Raw genomic sequence first — 23,032 nt, forward strand, 5'->3', positions numbered from 1 at the left:
AGCATGCGCCGCCCAATGGTTGCTGGTAACTGGAAAATGCACGGTACCCGCGCCAGTGTCGCAGAGCTGATCGGTGGTCTGAATCGGCAGGTGTTGCCTGCTGATGTCGATGTTGTCGTGTTCCCTGTCAGTGTTCACCTCGGTCAGGTTGTCGAGGGGCTTGGCGGTGTTGTCGTGTCGATTGGCGCGCAAGACTGTGCAGTCGAGGCGGGGCAGGGGGCGTTGACCGGAGAGGTGTCGAGCGAGCAATTGCGCGATGCCGGTTGCAAGCTTGTACTGGTCGGTCATTCCGAGCGTCGCCTGATCCTTGGTGATAGTGACGAGCAGGTCGTTCGCAAGTTCGCGGCGGCTCAGGTTGCCGGCCTCGTTCCGGTTCTCTGCGTGGGGGAAACCCTGGAGCAGCGGGAGGCGGGGGAGACGCTTGCAGTCGTCGAGCGTCAGCTTGACAGTGTGATCGACGCCCTGGGTGTTGCTGCTCTGTCTGGTGCTGTTGTGGCATACGAGCCAGTCTGGGCCATTGGTACCGGGCTGACGGCGTCGCCCGAGCAGGCTCAGGACGTGCATGCGGCGATTCGTGCTCGGGTCGCTGGCAAAGATGCAGATGTTGCAGGTGCTTTGAGAATTCTTTATGGCGGCAGTGTCAAGGCCGCCAATGCAGCCGAGTTATTCGGCATGCCAGATATCGATGGGGGGCTTGTGGGCGGAGCCTCTCTGAATGCGGATGAGTTCGGTGCGATCTGTCGCGCTGCAGGAAACTAAGAATATGCTGGAAACAGTCGTTGTGGTTCTTCATCTGCTGGGCGCGATCGGTGTGGTTGTGCTGGTTCTGCTGCAGCAGGGTAAAGGTGCCGATGCAGGTGCTTCGTTTGGTGCTGGTGCTTCGAATACCGTATTCGGTAGTCAAGGAACCACTACCTTTCTGAGTCGAGTTACTGCTATACTCGCCACCGCTTTTTTCATTACCAGCTTGGGGTTAGCGTTCTTTGCTAATCAAAAAGCTGATACGCTAGGCCAGGCTGGCTTGCCTGATCCGGCGGTGATGGAAGCGCCGCAGGAGAATAAACCTGCTGAAGATGTACCGGTGCTTGAGCAACAGCAAGCGCCAACTTCGGGTGAGCAAGACGTACCTCAAGCACCTGAAGCGCAGTAAACGTTACATTTGCCGAGGTGGTGGAATTGGTAGACACGCTACCTTGAGGTGGTAGTGGCCATAGGCTGTAGGGGTTCGAGTCCCCTTCTCGGTACCAATTGAACAGGAGAGCCCGCAGCATGCGGGCTTTTCTGTTTCTGGGGGGTTGGTTGACCCGTGGTGTGCTTCGGCCGTATAATCCGCTCCCAGTTTTGCACCGGGATTGGAACGGTCCGGTAGCTCGTCGGGCTCATGGCCCGAGGTCGCTGGCCAACCCAGTCCCCGCATCCAGTTGTAGCGGAGCCCCTTTCAAGGGGCTTTTTGCTAGCTGGATGACAGATTTGCCGTCGCACGGACGGTTTTATGGATGGGCGTTTCGCCCATTTTTCATTTGCACAGCATGCGCGAGGGGTTCAGGTGTCGAGCAAGCTAGAACAGTTGCAGGCCTTGGTGGCCCCGGTGGTCGAGGCGCTTGGCTACGAGTGCTGGGGTATCGAGTTCCTGTCTCAGGGGCGGCATTCGCTGCTACGTATCTATATCGATCACGCCAACGGCATTCTTATCGACGATTGCGAGAAGGTCAGTCGGCAGATCAGCGGTGTTCTCGATGTCGAGGACCCCATCGCGGCGGAGTACACCCTGGAGGTGTCGTCGCCAGGCATGGATCGGCCGCTGTTCACGTTGGCTCAGTTCGCCAGTCACGCCGGCGAGCAGGTAAAAATCAAGTTGCGCTCGCCGTTCGAAGGGCGCCGCAACTTTCAGGGTCTGCTCCGTGGTGTGGAGGAGGAGGACGTGGTGGTGCAGGTGGATGACCACGAGTTCCTTTTGCCGATCGATCTGATCGACAAGGCCAACATTATCCCCCGGTTTGATTGAGACACGGATCCCGCGGGATTCGCGGAATGCGTGGATCCCAATGGATTGCGAAAGGCGAGGCGTACGATGAGCAAAGAAGTACTGCTGGTTGTTGAGTCGGTATCCAATGAAAAGGGTGTACCGGCCGCTGTGATTTTCGAGGCGCTCGAGTTGGCGCTGGCCACAGCGACCAAGAAACGTTTTGAAGACGAAGTCGAGTTGCGCGTGGCGATCAATCGCCAGAGCGGCAGCTATGAGACCTTTCGTTGCTGGACGGTCGTCGAGGAGGAAGACTTCGATGATCCGGCGCATCAGGTGACTACCGATATGCCACGCGCTGTCGAAGCCAGCGCCAAGGTCGGTGATGTGCTCGAAGAGAAAATCGACTCTATCGAGTTCGGCCGTATCGCTGCGCAGACCGCCAAGCAGGTTATCGTGCAGAAAGTGCGCGAGGCCGAGCGTGCCCAGGTCGTTGAAGCTTACCGCGAGCGTCTCGGCGAGATCATCGCCGGCACCGTGAAAAAGGTTACCCGCGACAATGTCATCGTCGACCTGGGTGCCAACGCCGAAGCGCTGCTGGCTCGCGAGGACATCATTCCGCGTGAGACTTTCCGGGTTGGCGTGCGCCTGCGTGCGCTGCTCAAGGAAATCCGCACCGAGAACCGCGGCCCTCAGCTGATCCTGTCGCGTACTGCGCCGGAAATGCTGATCGAGCTGTTCCGCATCGAAGTGCCGGAAATCGCCGAAGGCCTCATCGAGGTCAAGGCCGCTTCCCGTGATCCAGGCTCGCGGGCCAAGATCGCGGTGCGTTCCAAGGACAAGCGTATCGACCCGCAGGGTGCCTGCATCGGTATGCGCGGTTCGCGCGTACAGGCGGTTTCCGGTGAGTTGGTCGGCGAGCGCGTGGACATCGTGCTGTGGGACGACAACCCGGCGCAGTTCGTCATCAACGCCATGTCGCCGGCTGAAGTCGCGGCGATCATCGTTGACGAGGATGCCCATGCCATGGACATCGCCGTAGGCGAAGACAACCTGGCGCAAGCGATTGGCCGTGGTGGTCAGAACGTTCGCCTGGCCAGTCAACTGACCGGCTGGACGCTGAACGTGATGACCGAAGCGGACATCCAGGCCAAGCAGCAGGCAGAGACCGGCGACATCCTGCAGGGCTTCATCGACGAGCTGGAAGTCGACGAAGAACTGGCCCAGGTGCTGGTCGAAGAAGGCTTTACCAGCCTGGAAGAAATCGCTTACGTGCCGATGGAAGAGATGCTCAGCATCGACGGTTTCGACGAAGAAATCGTCAACGAACTGCGCTCCCGCGCCAAGGATCGTTTGCTGACCAAAGCCATCGCCACAGAAGAAAAACTGGCAGACGCCCAGCCGGCCGAAGACCTCCTCGAACTCGAGGGTATGGACAAAGGCCTGGCGCAGGAACTGGCAGTGCGCGGTGTGGTTACCCGCGAAGACCTGGCCGAGCAGTCTATTGACGACCTGCTCGACATCGACGGCATCGACGAAGAGCGTGCCGGCAAGCTGATCATGGCCGCCCGAGCCCACTGGTTCGAGTAAGTTTTACGGCCTGAGGAGAGAAGTGCATGACGCAAGTCACGGTGAAAGAACTGGCCCAAGTGGTCGACACACCGGTAGAGCGCCTGCTGCAGCAGATGCGAGAGGCGGGTTTGCCGCACAGCAGTGCCGAGCAAGTTGTCACCGATAACGAGAAGCAGGCCCTGCTTGCTCATCTGAAGAGCAGCCACGGCGAGAAGAAAGCCGACGCGCCGCGCAAGATTACCTTGCAGCGCAAGACCACCAGCACCCTGCGGGTCGCTGGCAGCAAGACCATCAGCGTTGAAGTGCGCAAGAAGAAGACCTTTGTCGAGCGCAGCAACGAAGAGATCGAAGCCGAGAAGCAGCGTGCGCTCGATGAGCAGCGCGCCGCGGCGGAAGCCGTTCGCCTGAAGGCCGAGGAAGAAGCCAAGCGCAAGGCCGAAGAAGAAGCCAAGCGTCAGCCGTCCTCGGCAGCCGCCGAACAGCCTGCCGTGGTCGATGCCGTTGCCCCCGCACCGAGCATTGCCGCCGTCGCAGCGCCTGCTGCCGATGATCGCAAGAAGGACGAGCCGCGTCGCCCGGACAAGGCGCGCAACGACGACGCCGATCGCCGTGGTGGGGATCGCAAGACCACCCAGCACCGCCCGACCGTCAAGGAAAAGGCGCCTGCTCCGCGTGTCGCTCCGCGTACCACCGACGAAGAAAGCGATGGCTTCCGTCGTGGTGGTCGTGGCAAGGCCAAGCTGAAGAAGCGCAACGTTCACGGTTTCCAGAGCCCGACCGGCCCTATCGTGCGCGAAGTGAAGATCGGCGAGACCATCACCGTGGGCGACCTCGCCCAGCAGATGTCGGTCAAGGCTGCTGAAATCATCAAGTTCATGTTCAAGCTGGGTACCCCGGCCACCATCAACCAGGTACTGGATCAGGAAACTGCCCAACTGGTTGCTGAGGAACTGGGCCACAAGGTGACCCTGGTCAGTGATACGGCGCTGGAAGATTCCCTGGCCGAATCGCTGAAGTTCGAAGGTGAGACCTTCTCCCGTGCGCCGGTGGTGACCGTCATGGGTCACGTCGACCACGGCAAGACCTCGCTGCTCGACTATATCCGTCGTGCCAAGGTGGCCTCTGGTGAAGCGGGTGGTATCACCCAGCACATCGGCGCCTACCACGTGGAAACCGAGCGCGGCATGGTGACCTTCCTCGACACCCCAGGTCACGCCGCGTTTACCGCAATGCGTGCTCGTGGTGCCAAGGCCACCGATATCGTGATCTTGGTGGTTGCGGCGGACGACGGCGTGATGCCGCAGACCATCGAAGCCGTTCAGCACGCTGTGGCTGCTGGCGTGCCGCTGGTAGTTGCGGTGAACAAGATCGACAAGCCGGGCGCTGATCTCGATCGCATCCGTAGTGAGTTGTCGGTACACGGCGTGACGTCGGAAGAGTGGGGCGGTGACACGCCGTTCGTACCTGTCTCGGCCAAGGTCGGTACCGGTGTCGACGAGCTGCTCGAAGCCGTGCTGCTGCAGGCCGAAGTTCTGGAACTCAAGGCAACCCCATCGGCCCCGGGCCGGGGTGTGGTGGTCGAGTCCCGTCTGGACAAGGGCCGTGGCCCGGTCGCGACCGTGCTGGTTCAGGACGGTACGCTGCGTCAGGGCGACATGGTGCTGGTCGGTTCGAACTATGGCCGTATTCGCGCCATGCTCGACGAGAATGGCAAGTCGATCAAGGAAGCCGGTCCGGCGATCCCGGTCGAGATTCTCGGCCTCGATGGCACGCCGGAAGCCGGTGATGACATGACCGTCGTCGCTGACGAGAAGAAAGCCCGCGAAGTGGCGCTGTTCCGTCAGGGCAAGTTCCGCGAAGTGAAGTTGGCGCGCGCTCACGCAGGCAAGCTGGAAAACATCTTCGAGAACATGGGCCAGGAAGAGAAGAAGACGCTCAACATCGTCCTCAAATCCGACGTCCGTGGTTCGCTGGAAGCGCTGCAGGGCTCGCTCGGCGGCCTGGGTAACGATGAAGTGCAAGTGCGCGTCGTCGGTGGCGGTGTCGGTGGTATCACCGAGTCTGACGCCAACCTGGCACTGGCTTCCAATGCCGTACTGTTCGGTTTCAACGTCCGTGCCGATGCGGGCGCCCGGAAGATCGTCGAGCAGGAAGGCCTGGACATGCGTTACTACAACGTCATCTACGACATCATCGAGGACGTCAAGAAGGCGCTCACCGGTATGCTCGGCAGTGACGTGCGCGAGAACATTCTCGGCATCGCCGAAGTGCGTGACGTGTTCCGTTCGCCGAAGTTCGGCGCGGTCGCCGGTTGTATGGTGGTGGAAGGTACGGTGTTCCGTAACCGCCCGATCCGTGTACTGCGCGACGACGTGGTGATCTTCGAAGGCGAGCTGGAATCCCTGCGTCGCTTCAAGGACGATATGGCTGAAGTGCGTAACGGCATGGAATGCGGTATCGCGGTGAAGAGCTACAACGACGTCAAGGTCGGCGACAAGATCGAAGTGTTCGAGAAAGTCCAGGTGGCTCGCAGCCTGTAATCGCGAGTCGCAACACGCAGCGCCCGGCCCCGCATTCGCGCGGCCGGGCGTTTGCCGCTTTTGAGCCCGATGCTTTTGCAGGCGTCGAGGCGAGTGGAAGGTAGCAAGATGGCAAAAGACTATAGCCGTGCCCAGCGCATCGGCGACCAGATTCAACGCGAGCTGGCGCAGCTGATTCGCACCGAAGTCAAAGATCCGCGCCTGGGTGGCCTGGTAACCGTCACGGCGGTGGATGTCAGCCGTGACGCCAGCCATGCCAAGGTGTTCGTCACCATCATGGGCGCCGAGCCTGAAGAGGGTGTCGACCCTGTGGTGCAGAGCCTCAAGGTGCTCAACGATGCCAGCGGTTTCCTGCGCATGCAGCTCGGCAAGGCGATGAAGCTGCGCAGCGTACCGAACCTGCGCTTTCATTATGACGAGAGCGTGATTCGCGGTGCTCAGTTGTCCGCGCTCATCGAGCGTGCGGTGACCGAGGACAGCAAGCACGGTGACACCGATACCGAAGCCAAGGAGTAAGCCCGTGGCCCAGGTAAAGCGTATCCGTCGCAAGGTCGACGGCATCATCCTGCTCGACAAGCCGAAAGGCTTCAGCTCCAACGCCGCGCTGCAGAAAGTGCGCTGGCTGCTCAATGCCGAGAAGGCTGGGCATACCGGCAGCCTCGACCCGCTGGCAACCGGCGTGCTGCCGCTGTGCTTCGGCGAGGCGACCAAGTTCTCCCAGTACCTGCTCGATGCCGACAAGGGTTACGAGACGGTCATGCAACTGGGTGTCACCACCACCACGGCAGACGCCGAAGGTGAGGTGCTCGAGCGCCGTGAGGTAAACGTCGGCGCAGCCGATATCGAGGCGCTGCTGCCGCGGTTTCGCGGTGACATCAGCCAGATTCCACCGATGTATTCGGCCCTCAAGCGTGACGGTCAGCCGCTGTACAAACTGGCCCGGGCAGGAGAAGTAGTGGAGCGCGAGGCGCGTTCTGTTACTATTGCGCGCCTGGAGCTACTGAGCTGCGCTGCCGACAAGGCGAGCCTGGCGGTAGATTGCAGCAAAGGTACCTATATTCGTACGCTGGTCGAGGATATTGGTCACCTTCTGGGTTGTGGCGCGCATGTCGCCGAGCTGCGTCGGGTCAAGGCCGGACCGTTCGGCCTGGTACAGACCGTTACCCTGGAAGAACTGGAACAGGTGCACGCCGATGGCGGCAACGAAGCTGTAGATCGCTTCCTGCAGCCAGTCGACAGTGGGCTGGAGCACTGGCCGCTGCTGAGTTTCTCGGAGCACAGCTCGTTCTATTGGCTGCAAGGGCAGCCCGTCCGCGCGTCGGATGCGCCGAAGTTCGGCATGGTGCGGGTACAAGATCACAACGGTCGCTTCATCGGTATCGGTGAAGTGAGCGAAGACGGGCGCATTGCGCCGCGTCGTCTGATTCGGTCCGTGTGACCGTGGCGAGCCGCTCCGGCGGCTCGTATCGAGGGTGGCTGTCAATAGGCACGGTCATTGCTCCTTTTAAAACACGGGAAGCGATTCCCGGCCTATTGAGATCGCCGTTCGCGACGGTCTCCAGATGAGAGGATGCCCACATGGCACTCAGCGTTGAAGAAAAAGCTCAGATCGTTAATGACTACAAGCAAGCCGAAGGCGATACCGGTAGCCCGGAAGTTCAGGTTGCTCTGCTGTCCGCTAACATCAACAAGCTGCAAGGCCACTTCAAGGCCAACGGCAAAGACCACCACTCGCGTCGTGGCCTGATCCGTATGGTCAACCAGCGCCGCAAGCTGCTGGATTACCTGAAGGGTAAAGACACCAGCCGTTACAGCGCCCTGATCGGTCGCCTGGGTCTGCGTCGCTAAGCAATGCTTATGCGCCGTTGACCGCAAAAGCTGGAAGTGGGCTCGCCCTGCTTCCAGCTTTTGCGTTTATGCTTTACCCGTTTTATGGCTTTACCCGCTTGGACAGATTCGGGCCGACTCCCGAAGCCACTGCCCACGAATTCGCAAGAAACCGTTTCCCCAAAGGCAACAGAGAGAAGGAAAACACCGTGAACCCGGTAATCAAGACATTTCAGTTCGGTCAGTCGACCGTCACCCTCGAGACTGGCCGTATCGCCCGTCAAGCCTCCGGCGCTGTGCTGGTCACCGTTGACAACGATGTCACCGTGCTGGTCGCCGTCACCGGCGCCAAGAACGCCGACCCAAGCAAGGGCTTCTTCCCGCTGTCGGTTCACTATCAGGAAAAGACCTACGCAGCCGGCAAGATCCCTGGTGGCTTCTTCAAGCGTGAAGCGCGTCCGAGCGAGAAGGAAACCCTGACCTCGCGCCTGATCGATCGCCCGATCCGTCCGCTGTTCCCAGAAGGCTTCCAGAACGAAGTGCAGGTTATCTGTACCGTCGTTTCGACCAGCAAGAAAACCGATCCGGACATCGCTGCGATGATCGGTACCTCAGCTGCCCTGGCGATCTCCGGTATCCCGTTCAACGGCCCGATCGGTGCCGCGCGCGTTGCCTTCCACCCGGAAACCGGCTACCTGCTGAACCCGAACTACGAGCAGCTCAAGGCTTCCAGCCTGGACATGGTCGTGGCCGGTACCAAAGACGCCGTGCTGATGGTCGAGTCGGAAGCCAAGGAGCTGACCGAAGACCAGATGCTGGGCGCCGTGCTGTTCGCCCACGACGAATTCCAGGCCGTGATCCAGGCCGTGACCGAGCTGGCTGCCGAAGCCGCCAAGCCGACGTGGGACTGGCAACCAAAAGCGGAAAACACCGCGCTGCTGTCGGCTATCCGCAGCGAATTCGGCGATGCGATTTCCCAGGCCTACACCATCATCATCAAGCAGGACCGCTACGCGCGCCTGGGCGAGCTGAAAGATCAGGTAGTCGCCAGGTTCTCCGGTGAAGAAGGCCAGCCTTCTGCTGGTGAAGTGAAAGACGCCTTCGGCGAAATCGAATACCGCACCGTGCGCGAGAACATCGTCAACGGCAAGCCGCGTATCGATGGCCGTGACACCCGTACCGTGCGTGGCCTGAACATCGAAGTCGGGGTGCTGGACAAGACCCACGGCTCGGCCCTGTTCACCCGTGGCGAAACCCAGGCGCTGGTCGTGGCTACCCTCGGTACCGCCCGTGACGCACAGCTGCTCGATACGCTCGAAGGTGAGCGTAAAGACCCCTTCATGCTGCACTACAACTTCCCGCCGTACTCGGTGGGTGAGTGTGGCCGCATGGGCGCCACTGGTCGCCGCGAAATCGGTCACGGCCGTCTGGCTCGCCGTTCGGTGCAGGCCATGCTGCCGGCTGCCGACGTGTTCCCGTACACCATCCGCGTGGTATCGGAAATCACCGAGTCCAACGGTTCCAGCTCCATGGCCTCCGTTTGCGGTGCTTCCCTGGCGCTGATGGACGCTGGTGTGCCGATGAAGGCGCCGGTGGCTGGTATCGCCATGGGTCTGGTTAAAGAAGGCGAGAAATTCGCCGTTCTGACCGACATCCTCGGTGACGAAGACCACCTGGGCGATATGGACTTCAAGGTTGCCGGTACCGCCAATGGCGTCACCGCACTGCAGATGGACATCAAGATCCAGGGCATCACCGAAGAAATCATGGAAATCGCTCTGGGCCAGGCCCTGGAAGCGCGCCTGAATATCCTCGGCCAGATGAATCAGGTCATTGCTCAATCGCGTAGCGAACTGTCGGCCAATGCGCCGACCATGATCGCCATGAAGATCGACCAGGACAAGATTCGCGACGTCATCGGCAAGGGCGGCGCCACCATCCGCGCCATCTGCGAAGAAACCAAGGCGTCGATCGATATCGAAGACGACGGCTCGATCAAGATCTTCGGCGAGACCAAGGACGCTGCAGAAGCCGCGCGCCAGCGCGTGCTGAGCATCACCGCGGAAGCCGAGATCGGCAAGATCTACGTCGGCAAGGTCGAGCGTATTGTCGACTTTGGCGCCTTCGTCAACATCCTGCCGGGCAAGGACGGTCTGGTGCACATCTCCATGCTCAGCGATGCGCGCGTGGAGAAGGTCACCGACATCCTCAAGGAAGGCGAGGAAGTTGAAGTGCTGGTACTGGACGTCGACAACCGCGGCCGCATCAAACTGTCCATCAAGGACGTCGCCGCTGCCAAGGCTTCGGGTGTCTGACCCGGGCTAACGCCGCTGCTACACGAGAGCCAGTCAGGGTGACCTGACTGGCTTTTTATTGCCTGCTGTTTGGGGCCGTGTGGCTCGCGGATCGGGTCATGCAGGCGCCTACCCGTGGCGCTGTCGATACGTGCCGATTGAGCCAGCCCGAGCATCCTGCCCGCGCAGCGGTGCGTCACCAGTGCGCCGGTGGGTGAAGGCGGTTACGCCCACGACAGTGCCTTGCAGCAGGTGGGCAGGGGAGTGATTCGGCACTGTCCTGATGCAACCGTCAGGTACGGCATGGCGAGCAAAAAAAACGCCAGTCCGGCGGCTGCCTGGCTGGCGTTTCGTTGAAGCGCTAGCGATCAGTCGGTGTACTGGAACAGTTTGATGATCTTCTGTACGCCCGATGTGCTCTGCACCACGTTGCTCGCGGCATTGGCTTCCTGACGGCTGACCACGCCGAGCAGATAGACGATGCCGTTCTCGGTGACGACCTTGATGCGGCTGCCCGGCACGCCGCTGTCGGCGAGCATCTGGGTCTTGACCTTGGTGGTCAGCAGCGAGTCGTTGCTGCGCGCCAGGAGCGAGTTGGGCTGCTGGACCTGAAGCTCGTTATGCACTTTGCGCACGCCCTGCACGCGGCGCGCGGCCTGTTCGGCCGTGCTCTTGAGGTCGGCGCGCGGGGTCTGGCCGGCGATCAGCACCACACCGTTGTAGCTGGTCACCACGATACGCGAGGTGGGGCTTGCCAGGTCGGCGTGGGCGCGGGTGATGGCATTGGCGACGTCGGGACCGACGAACTGGTCGTCGATCTTGTTGCCGATGCTACGGCCGCCGCAACCGCCGAGGATCAGTGTGATTGCCAGCGCGGCGAGGATCAGTGGTGAACGGGTCATTCTTCACTCCCAAACAGTTGACTGTCGATAAGGTCGCACAAGCAGTGGATGGCCAGCAAATGGACTTCCTGAATGCGCGCCGTCACTTTCGACGGCACGCGAATTTCCACATCTTCGGGCAGCAGCAGCGATGCCATGCCGCCGCCGTCACGGCCGGTCAGGGCAACCACGGTCATTTCCCGATCATGGGCGGCCTGGATGGCCTGGATCACGTTGGCCGAGTTGCCGCTGGTGGAGATCGCCAGCAACACGTCGCCGGGCTGGCCCAGTGCACGAATCTGCTTGGAGAATACTTCGTTGTAGCTGTAATCGTTGGCGATCGAGGTGATGGTCGAGCTGTCGGTGGTCAGCGCGATAGCGGGCAGGCTCGGGCGTTCGCGTTCGAAGCGGTTGAGCAGTTCCGAGGAAAAATGCTGGGCGTCCCCAGCCGAGCCGCCGTTGCCGCACGAGAGAATCTTGCCTTCGCTGAGCAGGGCCTGAACCATCACCTGGCTGGCATGTTCGATGAACGGCGGCAACACCTCCATCGCGTGGTGCTTGGCTTCGATGCTGGCTTGGAACAGCTGGCGAATACGGGCTTGCATATCCATGTGGATGTTTGACCTTGACTGTAACGGTACGCCAGGCCGGATCGGGCGCAGCGCTGTCGTTGAAAATGGCGATGCCCCAGGATGGGCAGCACGCCGAGCGTTCAGCTGTCGAAGGCGTTCCTGATCCACTCCAGTGGTGCGGGTTTGCCATGGCCCAGGGCTATGACATCGAAACGACAGGGATGTTTGGCCCAGCGCTTCTCCTGCTGCAGAAACTGCGTGGCGGTGGCAATCAGCTTGTCCCGCTTGCGCCTGTCGACGCTTTCCAGTGCGCCACCCCAGGCACTGTGCTTGCGGTAGCGCACTTCGGCGAATACTACTGTATCGCCATCAAGCATGACCAGATCGAGTTCGCCGCGCTGGCCGCGCCAGTTCTGGGTGATGAGCTTCAGACCGCAGCCTTCGAGATGCGCGCGAGCGAGGGCTTCAGCCTCCCGCCCGCTGGCGTGCCGCGGGTCGTCGCTCAAAGCGGGGTGTCGGGCAGGCGCTGAACCTGGCCGCCGCGGAACTCGGCCCAGGGTAGCTGGCGTTCGACACGCTGGGTGGCGTTCAGGCTCAGGCTGCCGGAAAGGCCGTCGATACGGCTGTCGGGCAGTGCCTTGAGCTGGCCCAGGCGCGGCGCCAGGCGGAAGGCGTCGACACCCATGGCATACAGGCGGCCCAGGCTACCTCCGGCCTGGGGCCATTGCGTATTGACCTGTTGGCGCAGCGGGTCATTGGCATCCAGCAGCCAGGGTGTTTCGCAGAAGCGAATGCCGTCCAGATCGCGGTACTGCGCAGCGCTCATGCTGCCGCTGAACAGGTGCGAGGTGGCGTACACCGGCACTTCGCCGGCGTATTGATAGGCCAGGGTCGGTTTGATCTGCTGGGCCTGCTGCGGCGTGGCAGCGAGGAATATGAAGTCCACGTCCTGGCGGCGAGTAGGTGCGGTGCCGGCGGCCGAGCCGCTGCCGCTGAGCTGGAACAGGTTGGCGATCTGCCGCGCCATGTCCACCGGCTGGTCGATGTGCTCGGCGCCCAGGAAGGTGCCGCCAGCGGCCAGCCAGCTCTGCCGGAAGGCTTCCAATACGCGGTCGCCCCAGTCGCCTTTCGGTACCAGTGCCACGGCGCTGCGCATGCCATCGGCCCAGGCGCGGCGGGCTACCTCACGGGCTTCGTCTTCCGCGGCGAGGCCGAACTGGAACAGCTGGTCCGGGCTTTCCGCGCCGGACTCGCTGTAGTTGAGGGCTAGCGTGGTGATCGGCAACTGCTCGCGAGCGCCCAGTTGGGTCACCAGGTTTTTCTCCAGCGGGCCGACCACAAGTTGCACGCCATCGGCCTGGGCCTGGCGATAGAAGTCATCCAGCGAGGTCAGCCGGGCGCTGTCGTAGAGTTGGATCTGCGGCGGCTGTTCGCCGGCTTGCTGCGCTTGATAATGAGCGGCCAGGAAGCCGTCGCGCAGGGCGCGGGACACAGCCGCCAGTTGCCCTTCCTGAGGCAGCAGCAGGGCGATCTTTTCCAGCGGCTGGCTGGAGAGTGCCCGCAGATCGGCCAGCGCCTTTGGCAGTTGCTGGGCAGCCGGGTGGCTGGGGTGCTGGGCCAGCCAGTCGTCGATGGCCTGCTGCTGTTGCTGCAGGGTGCCGACGGTCTTGGCGACCTGGGCCAGCGACAGCCAGCCGGCCAGGTCGGCATCCTCGGCGCCGGGTGCCGGTTCGGCCGGTAGGCTGGAAACCAGGCTCCAGATACGGTCCTGGTTGCGCTGCGCTTCATCGCCACTGAGCAGCGGGGCGATGAACACCCGCTCCCGGGCAGCGGCAAGCATCTGGCCGTCTTTCTCGAGTGCGTTGGCGCGGGTCAGCTGGGTGCGCGACTGCTGCTCGACGGGCAGCTCGCCAAGGCGCTCCAGGCTGGGATGGGCCAGGGCGGCAAGCGCGGCCTTGGCGTCGTTGCGCGTCAGTGCCAGCTCGGCCTGCAGGGTGCTCGCATAGATCTGTTGCGCCGGCTTCAGCGTCTGCAGGTCGACCTGTGCGAGGATGCTGCTGGCGCGTGCCGCATCGCCCTGCCTGTAGGCTTGGTCGGCGGCGGAAAGACGCAGCAACTGGGCTTCTTCGCTCTGGCTGGTACCGGCTTGCTGGAGCATCTGCTCGAGGCTGGCTTGAGGTGTGCGGGGCAGTTCGCCGAGGTTGGAGGTGGGCGAGCTGCTGCAGGCAACGAGCAAGCCGGCAAGGCAGAGTGCAGAGAGCGGACGCAGGCAGGCGATCATGTAAGCGATTCCGGTTCTTGAGCAAATGAACGAGCAAGTGTACCCAAGGCACGCCGCCTGTGCGATCTCGAAGGTGTTAAGCGGTGCGCAGTCGGCGCGATCGTACACTGTGGATGTGACCGCGTTCATCCTCCAGTTCCACGCGTTACAATGCGCCTTTGAAGATGAGATGAGGCGTCGCCGTGACTGCTAGTGAAGCTCCCCGTTCTGCCACAGGCACGTTGTTCGTGGTGGCGACACCTATCGGTAACCTCGACGACCTCAGTGCGCGTGCGCTGAAGGTGCTGAACAGCGTTGCGCTGATCGCCGCTGAAGACACCCGGCATTCGGCGCGGCTGATGCAGCACTTCGGGATCGGTACCCAGCTGGCGGCCTGCCACGAGCACAACGAGCGTGACGAGGGCGGTCGCTTTCTCGAGCGCCTGCGTGCCGGCGATGACGTGGCGCTGATTTCCGACGCCGGCACGCCGCTGATTTCCGACCCCGGTTATCACCTGGTGCGCCAGGCGCGCGCGGCCGGCATTCGGGTGGTGCCGGTGCCGGGCGCCTGCGCGCTGATCGCGGCCTTGTCGGCGGCGGGGCTGCCGTCCGATCGTTTCGTGTTCGAAGGCTTTCTGCCCGCCAAGAGCGCAGGGCGGCGCACGCGCCTGGAAGCCGTGTGTGAGGAGCCGCGCACGTTGATCTTCTATGAGGCGCCGCATCGCATACTCGAATGTCTGCAGGACATGCGCGACGTTTTTGGCGGTGATCGCCCAGCGCTGCTGGCACGCGAACTGACGAAGACCTTCGAGACGCTGCAAGGGCTGCCGCTCGCACAGTTGTGTGATTGGGTGGCGGCGGACGCCAACCAGCAGCGGGGCGAATGCGTGGTGCTGGTCGCGGGCTGGCAGGCGCCCGTTGATGAAGCGGCGGTGAGCGCCGAGGCGCTGCGGGTGCTCGATCTGCTGCTCGCGGAGTTGCCGCTCAAGCGCGCGGCAGCCCTGGCGGCGCAGATCACCGGGGTGCGCAAGAACCTCCTCTATCAGGCCGCGTTAGAGCGCCAGCAGGATGTTTGAACTTGTTCTCACCAGCCCCCAGCGGTTACCCTAGCGGTCGGAGAGTCGATCGGACAGTCGCTGCCGTGCTTCGTTCGCGAAGTGTGGGGGAGGAAAGTCCGGGCTCCATAGGGCGGAGTGCCAGGTAATGCCTGGGGGGCGTGAGCCTACGGAAAGTGCCACAGAAAATAACCGCCTAAGCGCTTCGGCGCCGGTAAGGGTGAAAAGGTGCGGTAAGAGCGCACCGCGCGGCTGGTAACAGTCCGTGGCTAGGCAAACCCCACTCGGAGCAAGACCAAATAGGGTTCCATTGGCGTGGCCCGCGCTGGAACCGGGTAGGTTGCTAAAGGCGTACAGTGATGTGCGTCGTAGAGGAATGACTGTCCTCGACAGAACCCGGCTTATAGATCGACTCTCCACCTTCTTTCGTTTGTGCTTCATCCCCTCGTTTCTAAGACCGAAAAAATCTTACTCCTCACAAACTACATTAAGTTTGTGAGCCAGCTGCCTGTATGTGCTTGTTTTTACCCCTCCTTATGCTCCCGGGCCTCTGTCCCACTCTCTCCTTTATTCGCTAAATCTCCGTTCTATAAGGAGTTTTCCGCTCTGGCGCGCCTTGACGGTGGGGTGTGCGCGTTCCTATAGTGTGCCCCGGTGGTGAGAAGTGGCGTGAAGTGGGTTTTTTTGGATGCAGATGGCTAATTAAGGGGAAACGCAACAGTGTTTCGCGGAGCTAACGCCATAAGTCTCGACGCCAAAGGGCGACTCGCGATGCCTAGCCGGTATCGGGACGAGCTCGTGTCGCGTTCGGCTGGCCAGCTCATCGTCACCATTGATGCCATCGATCCCTGCCTTTGTGTCTACCCGCTGCCGGAGTGGGAAATCATCGAAAACAAGCTGCGCGAGCTGGCCTCCTTCAGAGAGGAAAACCGTCGTCTGCAGCGCTTGCTGATTGGTAATGCCGTCGATCTGGAACTGGACGGCAGTGGTCGTTTTCTGGTTCCGCCGCGGTTGCGCGAGTACGCCAATCTGGACAAGCGCGCGATGTTGGTGGGCCAGCTAAACAAATTTCAACTGTGGGATGAAGACTCCTGGAATGCCGTGGCCGATGCCGATCTGGCCGCCATCAAGCAACCGGGTGCCCTTTCCGATGATCTACGTGACCTGATCCTGTGAACATGACTTCTACCTACCGCCATATCACCGTGTTGCTCGAAGAGGCCGTCGACGGCCTTTCGCTGCGCGCGGATGGTTGCTACGTGGACGGCACGTTCGGGCGAGGGGGGCACAGTCGGCTGATCCTCGAAAGGGTGGGGCCAGGTGGTCGCCTGCTGGGATTCGACAAGGATCCCCTCGCAATCGCGACTGGAAATACCCTGGCGGCCGAAGACGGCCGCTTTGTCGTTGTACAGCGCAGTTTTGCGGAACTTGCCGACGAACTCGCTGTCCGCGGTCTCGCTGGGCAGGTCAGCGGCGTGTTGCTGGATCTGGGCGTGTCGTCGCCGCAGCTGGACGACGCCGAGCGTGGCTTCAGCTTTCTCAATGACGGCCCCTTGGACATGCGCATGGATCCGTCGCGCGGCGTCAGTGCTGCGCAGTTCATCGCCACCGCAGGCGAGGAAGAAATCGCCCGGGTGTTCAAGGAATACGGCGAGGAGCGTTTCGCCAGGCGCATGGCGCGAGCGGTGGTGATGCGCCGCGCCGAGCAGCCGTTCGAGCGCACCGCCGATCTGGCGCAGGTGCTCACCGTCGCCAACCCTGCCTGGGAAAAGGGCAAGAATCCGGCGACCCGTGCCTTTCAAGGGCTGCGCATCCATGTCAATAACGAGCTGGGTGATCTGGAACGTGGCCTCGATGCCGCGCTCGAGAACCTGGAGGTCGGCGGCCGTCTGGTGGTGATCAGCTTCCATTCGCTGGAAGACCGCATCGTCAAGCTGTTCATGCGCAAGCACGCCAAGGGCGAAATGGACAAGCTGCCCCGTGACCTGCCGATCATTCCCAAGGCCTTCGAACCACGCCTGAAACTGATCGGCAAACCACAATTCGCCTCGGAGGCCGAGCTCAAGGCCAATCCTCGTTCGCGTAGCGCCGTGATGCGTGTCGCGGAGAAGTTGCGATGAGCGGCGTAGTGGCCAAGCGTTTCCCCAAGGGCAGCCTGCTGATGTTGGTGCTGTTCATTGCCGTGCTCGGCTCCGCCCTGGCGGTCTCCTACAGCGCGCACTGGAATCGCCAACTGCTCAATAGCCTGTATGCCGAGCTCAGCGTGCGCGACAAGGCGCAGGCCGAATGGGGCCGGCTGATCCTCGAGCAAAGCACCTGGACAGCCCATAACCGCATCGAGACCCTGGCCAGCGAACAGCTGAAGATGCGCATTCCAGACGCTGCCGAAGTACGCATGGTGGCGCCATGATGAAGCTCGAGGGGGCACTCTATCCGTGGCGCTTCCGCCTGGTCATGCTGCTGCTGGCGCTGATGGTCGCGGCAATCGCTGCGCGGATTTTCGAGCTGCACGTTTTCGACCACGATTTCCTCCAGGCCCATGGCGACGCCCGCAGCGTTCGACACATTCCTATTCCGGCGCACCGTGGCCTGATCACTGATCGCAATGGCGAGCCGCTGGCGGTCAGCACTCCGGTTACCACGCTGTGGGCCAATGGCAAGGAGCTGCAGGCCGGCAAAGCCCAGTGGCCGGTGCTCGCGGCCGCGCTTGGGCAGGAGCCGAGCGCCTTTGCTGCGCGCCTGCAGGCCAATGCCGACCGCGAATTCATGTACCTGGTCCGCGGGCTGACCCCCGAGCAGGGTCAGCGGGTGCTTGACCTCAAGGTCCCGGGTGTTTATCCGATCGAGGAGTTCCGCCGCTTCTACCCGGCCGGTGAAGTGACCGCGCACATGGTCGGCTTCACCGATATCGACGACCGTGGCCGCGAAGGCGTCGAGTTGGCATTCGAAGACTGGCTGGCCGGCGTTCCCGGCAAGCGCCAGGTCTTGAAGGATCGTCGCGGGCGGTTGATCCGCGACGTTCAGGTTACCCAGAATGCCAAGGCCGGCAAGGCGCTGGCGCTGTCCATCGACTTGCGCCTGCAGTACCTGGCACACCGCGAACTGCGCAATGCGCTGGTCGAGTTCGGTGCCAAGGCTGGCAGCCTGGTAATGATCGACGTGAAGACCGGCGAGATCCTCGCCATGGTCAACCAGCCGACCTATAACCCGAACAACCGCCGCAACCTGCAACCGGCCGCGATGCGTAACCGGGCGATGATCGACGTGTTCGAGCCGGGCTCGACCATGAAGCCGTTCTCCATGAGCGCCGCGCTGGAAACCGGGCGCTGGAAGCCGACCGACAAGGTCGACGTGCAGGGCGGTACGCTGCAGATCGGGCGCTACACCATCAAGGACGTCTCACGCGCGCCGGATGGCGTGCTTGACCTGACCGGCATCCTCATCAAATCCAGTAACGTCGGCATGAGCAAGGTCGCCTTCGATATCGGCGGCGCGGCCATTTATGACGTCATGCAACAGGTCGGTCTCGGCCAGGACACCGGCTTGAGCTTTCCCGGCGAGCGTGTCGGCAACCTGCCCAACCACCGCGAGTGGCGCAAGGCCGAGACCGCGACGCTGTCCTATGGCTATGGCCTCTCGGTGACTGCCGTGCAGCTGGCGCATGCCTATGCGGTACTGGGCAATAGCGGGCGCAGCGTGCCGATGTCACTGACCCGTACCGACCGCGTGCGTGACAGCGTGCAGGTTATTCCGGAAGACGTCGCCCACACCCTGCAGGGCATGCTGCAGCAGGTGATCGAAGCGCCGGGTGGGGTATTCCGCGCCCAGGTGCCGGGGTATCACGTGGCCGGCAAGAGCGGTACCGCTCGCAAAACCGCTTCGGGCACCAAGGGCTATCAGGCCAATTCCTATCGTTCCCTGTTCGCCGGCTTTGCTCCGGCGAGTAATCCGCGCATCGCCATCGCCGTGGTCATCGACGAACCAAGCAAGAGCGGCTACTACGGCGGCCTGGTCTCGGCGCCGGTATTCAGCCGCGTCATGGCCGGTGGCCTGCGCCTGATGAACATCACTCCGGACAACCTGCCGGAAGCCGCCGCGGCCAAGGTCGAAGCGCCGGCAGCGGCGACCAGCGATGGAGGGCGCGGCTAATGCCCATGCCATTGAACCAGTTATTGCCTCAGGCGAGCAGCGGCGTGCTGATTCGCGAACTGACGCTCGACAGCCGCCAGGTACGCCCGGGTGATCTGTTCCTGGCCGTGCCCGGTACTCGTCAGGACGGCCGTGTGCACATCGCCGATGCGATTTCCCGAGGTGCTGCCGCCGTAGCCTATGAAGTCGACGGCTCGTTGCCAATGACCGCCGAGAGCGCCGAACTGGTCGCCATCAAAGGTCTGGCCGGGCAGTTGTCGGCAATCGCCGGCCGCTTCTACGGGGAGCCGAGCCGCGGTCTGCACATGGTCGGCATCACCGGCACCAACGGCAAGACCAGTGTCAGCCAACTGCTGGCTCAGGCGTTGGACCTGCTCGGCGAACGCTGCGGCATCGTCGGCACCCTCGGCAACGGTTTCTATGGCTCCCTGGCCCAGGGGCTGCACACCACTCCCGACCCGATCGGCGTACAGGCGACCCTGGCTGGGTTGAAAAAGAACGGCGCACGCGCCATCGCCATGGAAGTTTCCTCCCATGGCCTGCACCAGGGGCGTGTCGCCGCACTGGATTTCGACGTGGCGGTGTTCACCAACCTGTCGCGTGACCACCTCGACTATCACGGCTCGATGGAGGCCTACCAAGCCGCCAAGTCAGCGCTGTTCGCCTGGCCAAGCCTGCGCAGCCGGGTGATCAATCTGGACGACGCAACGGGGCGCAGCCTGGCTGAAGACCCGCGCGAGTCGCGGCTGATCGGTTACAGCCTGGAAAACCAGGGCGCCTACCTGTTCTGTCGCGACATCCATTTCGATGACCGGGGCGTGCGTGCCACCCTGGTGACGCCGCGTGGCGAAGGCAGCCTGCGCAGTTCGCTGCTGGGCCGTTTCAACCTCAGCAATCTGCTGGCGGTGGTCGGCGCCCTGGTGGCCATGGATTACCCGCTGGACGAAATTCTCAAGGTCCTGCCGCGCCTGCAAGGCCCGGTGGGCCGCATGCAGCGCCTGGGCGGCCAGCAGGCGCCGCTGGTGGTGGTCGATTACGCCCACACCCCGGACGCGCTGGAAAAGGTACTGAGCGCTTTGCGACCGCACGTGGCGGGCCGCCTGTTGTGCCTGTTCGGCTGTGGTGGCGATCGTGACCGTGGCAAGCGTCCGCTGATGGCCGAAGTGGTCGAGCGCCTCGCCGATGTCACCCTGGTGACCGATGACAACCCGCGCAGCGAGCCGCCGACGCAGATTTTCGACGACATCCGTGGCGGCTTCCGTGCTGCGGACCAGGTGCGCTTCGTGCACGGTCGCGGTCTCGCCATCGCTGCACTGATCGGCGAAGCCCAGGTCGGCGACGTGGTGGTGCTGGCTGGCAAGGGCCACGAGGATTACCAGGAAGTAGACGGCGTGCGTCAGCCATTTTCCGATCTGCACGAAGCGGCTCGCGCACTCGCGGCATGGGAGGCGGCACATGCTTAAGGCACTGCGTTTGAGCGAGGTGGCCGGGCCACTGAGTGGTCGTCTGGCGGGCGCGGATTGCGCATTCGATGCAGTCAGCACCGATAGCCGCAGCATCGTCCCCGGCCAACTGTTCATCGCCCTCACGGGGCCGCGCTTCGACGGCCATGACTACCTGGCCCAGGTCGCTGCGAAAGGTGCTGTGGCAGCGCTGGTCGAGCGCGAAGTGGCGGATGTCGACCTGCCGCAACTGGTGGTCACCGACAGTGCCCTGGCGCTCGGCCAGTTGGCTGCCCTGAATCGCCAAGCCTACGGTGGCCCGTTGGCGGCGGTGACCGGCTCCAGTGGCAAGACCACCGTCAAGGAAATGCTCGCCAGCATCCTGCGCGCCGCGTTCATGGAACTCGGCGGTACCGTCCTGGCCACCCGCGGCAACCTGAATAACCAGCTCGGCGTGCCGCTGACCCTGCTGGAGCTGGCACCCGAGCACAAGGGCGCGGTGATCGAGCTTGGCGCTTCAGGTATTGGCGAGATCGCCTACACCGTCGGCCTGACCCGGCCGCACGTCGCCATTATCACCAACGCCGGGAGCGCTCATGTGGGTGAATTTGGCGGGCCCGAGAACATCGTGCTGGCCAAGGGCGAAATCCTCGAGGGGCTGGGCGAGGGTGGTGTCGCGGTTCTCAATCGCGATGACGTGGCCTTTGAGCGTTGGGTCAAGCGTGCGGCCGGTCGTCGCGTGCTGAGCTTCGCGCTGCATGACGCCAGCGCCGATTTCCATGCCAGCGAGCTGAGCCGTGACCCGCGTGGTTGCCCGGCATTCACGCTGTATTGCGGTGAGGGCCAGGCGCGCATTCAGCTGAACCTGCTGGGTGAGCACAACGTCGCCAATGCCCTGGCCGCAGCGGCTGCCGCTCATGCCCTGTCCGTGCCGCTGGTGGCCATCAAGAGCGGCCTCGAGACCCTTTTGCCGGTCAAGGGCCGTGCCGTCGCGCAACTGGCGCAGAACGGCGCCCGGGTGATCGACGATACCTACAACGCCAACCCGGCTTCAATGTGCGCGGCCATCGACATCCTCGCCGGCTTTTCCGGCCGCAAGGTGCTGGTACTCGGCGATATCGGTGAGCTGGGCGCCTGGTCCGAACAGGGCCACCGTGAAGTCGGCGCGTACGCGATCGGCAAGGCCGATGTCCTGTACGCGGTCGGGCCACAGATGAAACACGCCGTGCAGGCGTTCGGCGGCAACGGCCAGCATTTCGCCGACCAGGCCGCGCTGATCGATGCGGTCCGCGCCGAGCACGGCGACAGCACCATTCTAATTAAAGGATCACGCAGCGCCGCGATGGAAAACGTCGTCGTCGCGCTGTGTGGCGATAGTGGGGAGAGTCACTAAATGCTGCTGCTGCTGGCAGAGTATCTGCAACAGTTCCACAAGGGCTTCGCGGTCTTTCAGTACCTGACGCTGCGCGGGATTCTCGGCGTGCTCACGGCGCTGACCTTGTCGCTGGTCCTGGGCCCGTGGATGATCCGTACCCTGCAGATCCGCCAGATCGGCCAGGCGGTGCGCAACGACGGCCCGCAGTCGCACCTTTCGAAGAAAGGTACGCCGACCATGGGCGGGGCGCTGATCCTCTCGGCGATCGCGGTCAGCACCCTGCTGTGGGCTGACCTGAGCAACCGCTACGTATGGGTGGTGCTGATCGTCACCCTGCTGTTCGGCGCCATCGGTTGGGTCGATGACTACCGCAAGGTGATCGAGAAGAACTCGCGCGGCCTGCCGAGCCGCTGGAAGTACTTCTGGCAGTCGGTGTTCGGTCTTGGCGCGGCAACCTTCCTTTATATGACTGCGCAGACGCCGATCGAAACCACCCTGATCGTACCGCTGCTCAAGGACGTCAGCATCCCGCTGGGCATCGGCTTCGTGATCCTGACCTACTTCGTCATCGTCGGCTCCAGCAACGCGGTGAACCTGACCGACGGCCTCGACGGCCTGGCCATCCTGCCTACCGTGATGGTCGGCGGTGCCCTGGGTATCTTCTGCTACCTGTCGGGCAACGTGAATTTCTCCGAGTACCTGCTGATTCCCTACGTACCGGGTGCCGGCGAACTGATCGTGTTCTGCGGCGCGTTGATCGGTGCGGGGCTGGGCTTCCTGTGGTTCAACACGTATCCGGCCCAGGTGTTCATGGGCGACGTCGGCGCGCTGGCGCTGGGCGCCGCACTGGGCACCATTGCCGTGATCGTGCGTCAGGAAATCGTGCTGTTCATCATGGGCGGCGTGTTCGTGATGGAAACCCTGTCGGTGATCATCCAGGTCGCCAGCTTCAAGCTGACCGGCAAGCGGGTGTTCCGCATGGCACCGATTCATCACCATTTCGAGTTGAAGGGTTGGCCCGAGCCACGGGTCATCGTTCGTTTCTGGATCATCACCGTCATTCTGGTGTTGATCGGCCTCGCTACTTTGAAACTGCGTTGAG

Annotated in this window: 21 protein-coding genes, 1 tRNA gene and 1 other RNA gene; 19 read left to right on the top strand and 4 right to left on the bottom strand. The window is 62.6% G+C overall.

Going from position 1 to position 23,032, the window contains the following annotated elements:
• The first annotated feature begins 3 nt into the window (after nucleotides 1-3).
• The 10 genes from tpiA to pnp all read left to right on the top strand — a co-directional run bounded on the left by tpiA (nucleotide 4) and on the right by pnp (nucleotide 10,217).
• Nucleotides 4-759 carry a triose-phosphate isomerase gene (gene tpiA, locus ACZ0AV_RS18480; protein WP_499152381.1) on the top strand — a complete coding sequence of 252 codons (756 nt, stop codon included), beginning with the start codon at nucleotides 4-6 and terminating at the stop codon, nucleotides 757-759.
• 4 nt (nucleotides 760-763) lie between these two features.
• Entirely contained in the window at nucleotides 764-1,150 is a 387-nt protein-coding gene (gene secG, locus ACZ0AV_RS18485) for a preprotein translocase subunit SecG (protein WP_499152382.1), read from the top strand.
• Between the two features lie 11 nt (nucleotides 1,151-1,161).
• Nucleotides 1,162-1,247, top strand: a tRNA-Leu gene (locus ACZ0AV_RS18490).
• 299 nt (nucleotides 1,248-1,546) lie between these two features.
• Entirely contained in the window at nucleotides 1,547-2,005 is a 459-nt protein-coding gene (gene rimP, locus ACZ0AV_RS18495; RefSeq protein ID WP_499153394.1) for a ribosome maturation factor RimP, read from the top strand.
• A 66-nt stretch (nucleotides 2,006-2,071) separates the two neighbouring features.
• Nucleotides 2,072-3,553 (top strand): transcription termination factor NusA, encoded by a 1,482-nt coding sequence (gene nusA, locus ACZ0AV_RS18500; RefSeq protein WP_070882076.1) that lies wholly within the window; start codon nucleotides 2,072-2,074, stop codon nucleotides 3,551-3,553.
• A gap of 26 nt (nucleotides 3,554-3,579) precedes the next feature.
• On the top strand, nucleotides 3,580-6,075 hold the full coding sequence (gene infB, locus ACZ0AV_RS18505) for a translation initiation factor IF-2 (RefSeq protein ID WP_499152383.1): 2,496 nt from the start codon (nucleotides 3,580-3,582) through the stop codon (nucleotides 6,073-6,075).
• 108 nt (nucleotides 6,076-6,183) lie between these two features.
• Entirely contained in the window at nucleotides 6,184-6,591 is a 408-nt protein-coding gene (gene rbfA / locus ACZ0AV_RS18510; protein WP_499152384.1) for a 30S ribosome-binding factor RbfA, read from the top strand.
• 4 nt (nucleotides 6,592-6,595) lie between these two features.
• Complete coding sequence (truB, locus tag ACZ0AV_RS18515; protein WP_499152385.1) at nucleotides 6,596-7,513, top strand: tRNA pseudouridine(55) synthase TruB; 918 nt, start codon at nucleotides 6,596-6,598, stop codon at nucleotides 7,511-7,513.
• 140 nt (nucleotides 7,514-7,653) lie between these two features.
• Nucleotides 7,654-7,923 carry a 30S ribosomal protein S15 gene (gene rpsO, locus ACZ0AV_RS18520; protein WP_042554902.1) on the top strand — a complete coding sequence of 90 codons (270 nt, stop codon included), beginning with the start codon at nucleotides 7,654-7,656 and terminating at the stop codon, nucleotides 7,921-7,923.
• A gap of 188 nt (nucleotides 7,924-8,111) precedes the next feature.
• Nucleotides 8,112-10,217, top strand: a complete 2,106-nt coding sequence (pnp, locus tag ACZ0AV_RS18525; protein WP_499152386.1) for a polyribonucleotide nucleotidyltransferase — start codon at nucleotides 8,112-8,114, stop codon at nucleotides 10,215-10,217.
• Between the two features lie 347 nt (nucleotides 10,218-10,564).
• Here pnp and ACZ0AV_RS18530 read toward each other — a convergent pair whose 3' ends face one another.
• The 4 genes from ACZ0AV_RS18530 to ACZ0AV_RS18545 form a co-directional block, all read right to left on the bottom strand.
• A complete protein-coding gene (locus tag ACZ0AV_RS18530) occupies nucleotides 10,565-11,098 on the bottom strand; it encodes a BON domain-containing protein (protein WP_499152387.1) in 534 nt (177 codons plus the stop codon).
• Complete coding sequence (locus tag ACZ0AV_RS18535) at nucleotides 11,095-11,688, bottom strand: phosphoheptose isomerase (protein ID WP_499152388.1); 594 nt, start codon at nucleotides 11,686-11,688, stop codon at nucleotides 11,095-11,097. The genes ACZ0AV_RS18530 and ACZ0AV_RS18535 overlap by 4 nt, the downstream gene beginning before the upstream one ends.
• A gap of 101 nt (nucleotides 11,689-11,789) precedes the next feature.
• Entirely contained in the window at nucleotides 11,790-12,155 is a 366-nt protein-coding gene (locus ACZ0AV_RS18540) for a YraN family protein (protein WP_499152389.1), read from the bottom strand.
• Nucleotides 12,152-13,930, bottom strand: coding sequence for a penicillin-binding protein activator (locus tag ACZ0AV_RS18545; protein WP_499152390.1), 1,779 nt, complete (start codon nucleotides 13,928-13,930; stop codon nucleotides 12,152-12,154). Before ACZ0AV_RS18545 ends, ACZ0AV_RS18540 begins: the two co-directional genes overlap by 4 nt.
• Before the next feature lie 182 nt (nucleotides 13,931-14,112).
• Here ACZ0AV_RS18545 and rsmI point away from each other — a divergent pair, with 182 nt between their 5' ends.
• The 9 genes from rsmI (at nucleotide 14,113) to mraY (ending at nucleotide 23,031) form a co-directional block, all read left to right on the top strand.
• The gene (rsmI, locus tag ACZ0AV_RS18550; protein ID WP_499152391.1) at nucleotides 14,113-14,985 is read left to right on the top strand and encodes a 16S rRNA (cytidine(1402)-2'-O)-methyltransferase; all 873 of its coding nucleotides are present in this window, start codon (nucleotides 14,113-14,115) and stop codon (nucleotides 14,983-14,985) included.
• Between the two features lie 41 nt (nucleotides 14,986-15,026).
• An RNA gene (gene rnpB, locus ACZ0AV_RS18555) (RNase P RNA component class A) lies at nucleotides 15,027-15,384 on the top strand.
• A 300-nt stretch (nucleotides 15,385-15,684) separates the two neighbouring features.
• Entirely contained in the window at nucleotides 15,685-16,140 is a 456-nt protein-coding gene (mraZ, locus tag ACZ0AV_RS18560) for a division/cell wall cluster transcriptional repressor MraZ (RefSeq protein WP_499152392.1), read from the top strand.
• A 2-nt stretch (nucleotides 16,141-16,142) separates the two neighbouring features.
• Entirely contained in the window at nucleotides 16,143-17,084 is a 942-nt protein-coding gene (gene rsmH, locus ACZ0AV_RS18565; protein ID WP_499152393.1) for a 16S rRNA (cytosine(1402)-N(4))-methyltransferase RsmH, read from the top strand.
• Complete coding sequence (gene ftsL / locus ACZ0AV_RS18570; protein ID WP_499152394.1) at nucleotides 17,081-17,374, top strand: cell division protein FtsL; 294 nt, start codon at nucleotides 17,081-17,083, stop codon at nucleotides 17,372-17,374. The genes rsmH and ftsL overlap by 4 nt, the downstream gene beginning before the upstream one ends.
• Nucleotides 17,374-19,113, top strand: coding sequence for a peptidoglycan D,D-transpeptidase FtsI family protein (locus tag ACZ0AV_RS18575; RefSeq protein ID WP_499153395.1), 1,740 nt, complete (start codon nucleotides 17,374-17,376; stop codon nucleotides 19,111-19,113). Before ftsL ends, ACZ0AV_RS18575 begins: the two co-directional genes overlap by 1 nt.
• A complete protein-coding gene (locus ACZ0AV_RS18580; RefSeq protein ID WP_499152395.1) occupies nucleotides 19,113-20,576 on the top strand; it encodes a UDP-N-acetylmuramoyl-L-alanyl-D-glutamate--2,6-diaminopimelate ligase in 1,464 nt (487 codons plus the stop codon). Before ACZ0AV_RS18575 ends, ACZ0AV_RS18580 begins: the two co-directional genes overlap by 1 nt.
• Nucleotides 20,569-21,948: a UDP-N-acetylmuramoyl-tripeptide--D-alanyl-D-alanine ligase gene (locus ACZ0AV_RS18585; protein WP_499152396.1), complete on the top strand. Its 1,380-nt coding sequence runs from the start codon at nucleotides 20,569-20,571 to the stop codon at nucleotides 21,946-21,948. The genes ACZ0AV_RS18580 and ACZ0AV_RS18585 overlap by 8 nt, the downstream gene beginning before the upstream one ends.
• The gene (gene mraY / locus ACZ0AV_RS18590; RefSeq protein ID WP_499152397.1) at nucleotides 21,949-23,031 is read left to right on the top strand and encodes a phospho-N-acetylmuramoyl-pentapeptide-transferase; all 1,083 of its coding nucleotides are present in this window, start codon (nucleotides 21,949-21,951) and stop codon (nucleotides 23,029-23,031) included.
• The last annotated feature ends 1 nt before the right edge of the window (nucleotide 23,032 follow it).

This window comes from Pseudomonas sp. AC532 (assembly GCF_979258965.1).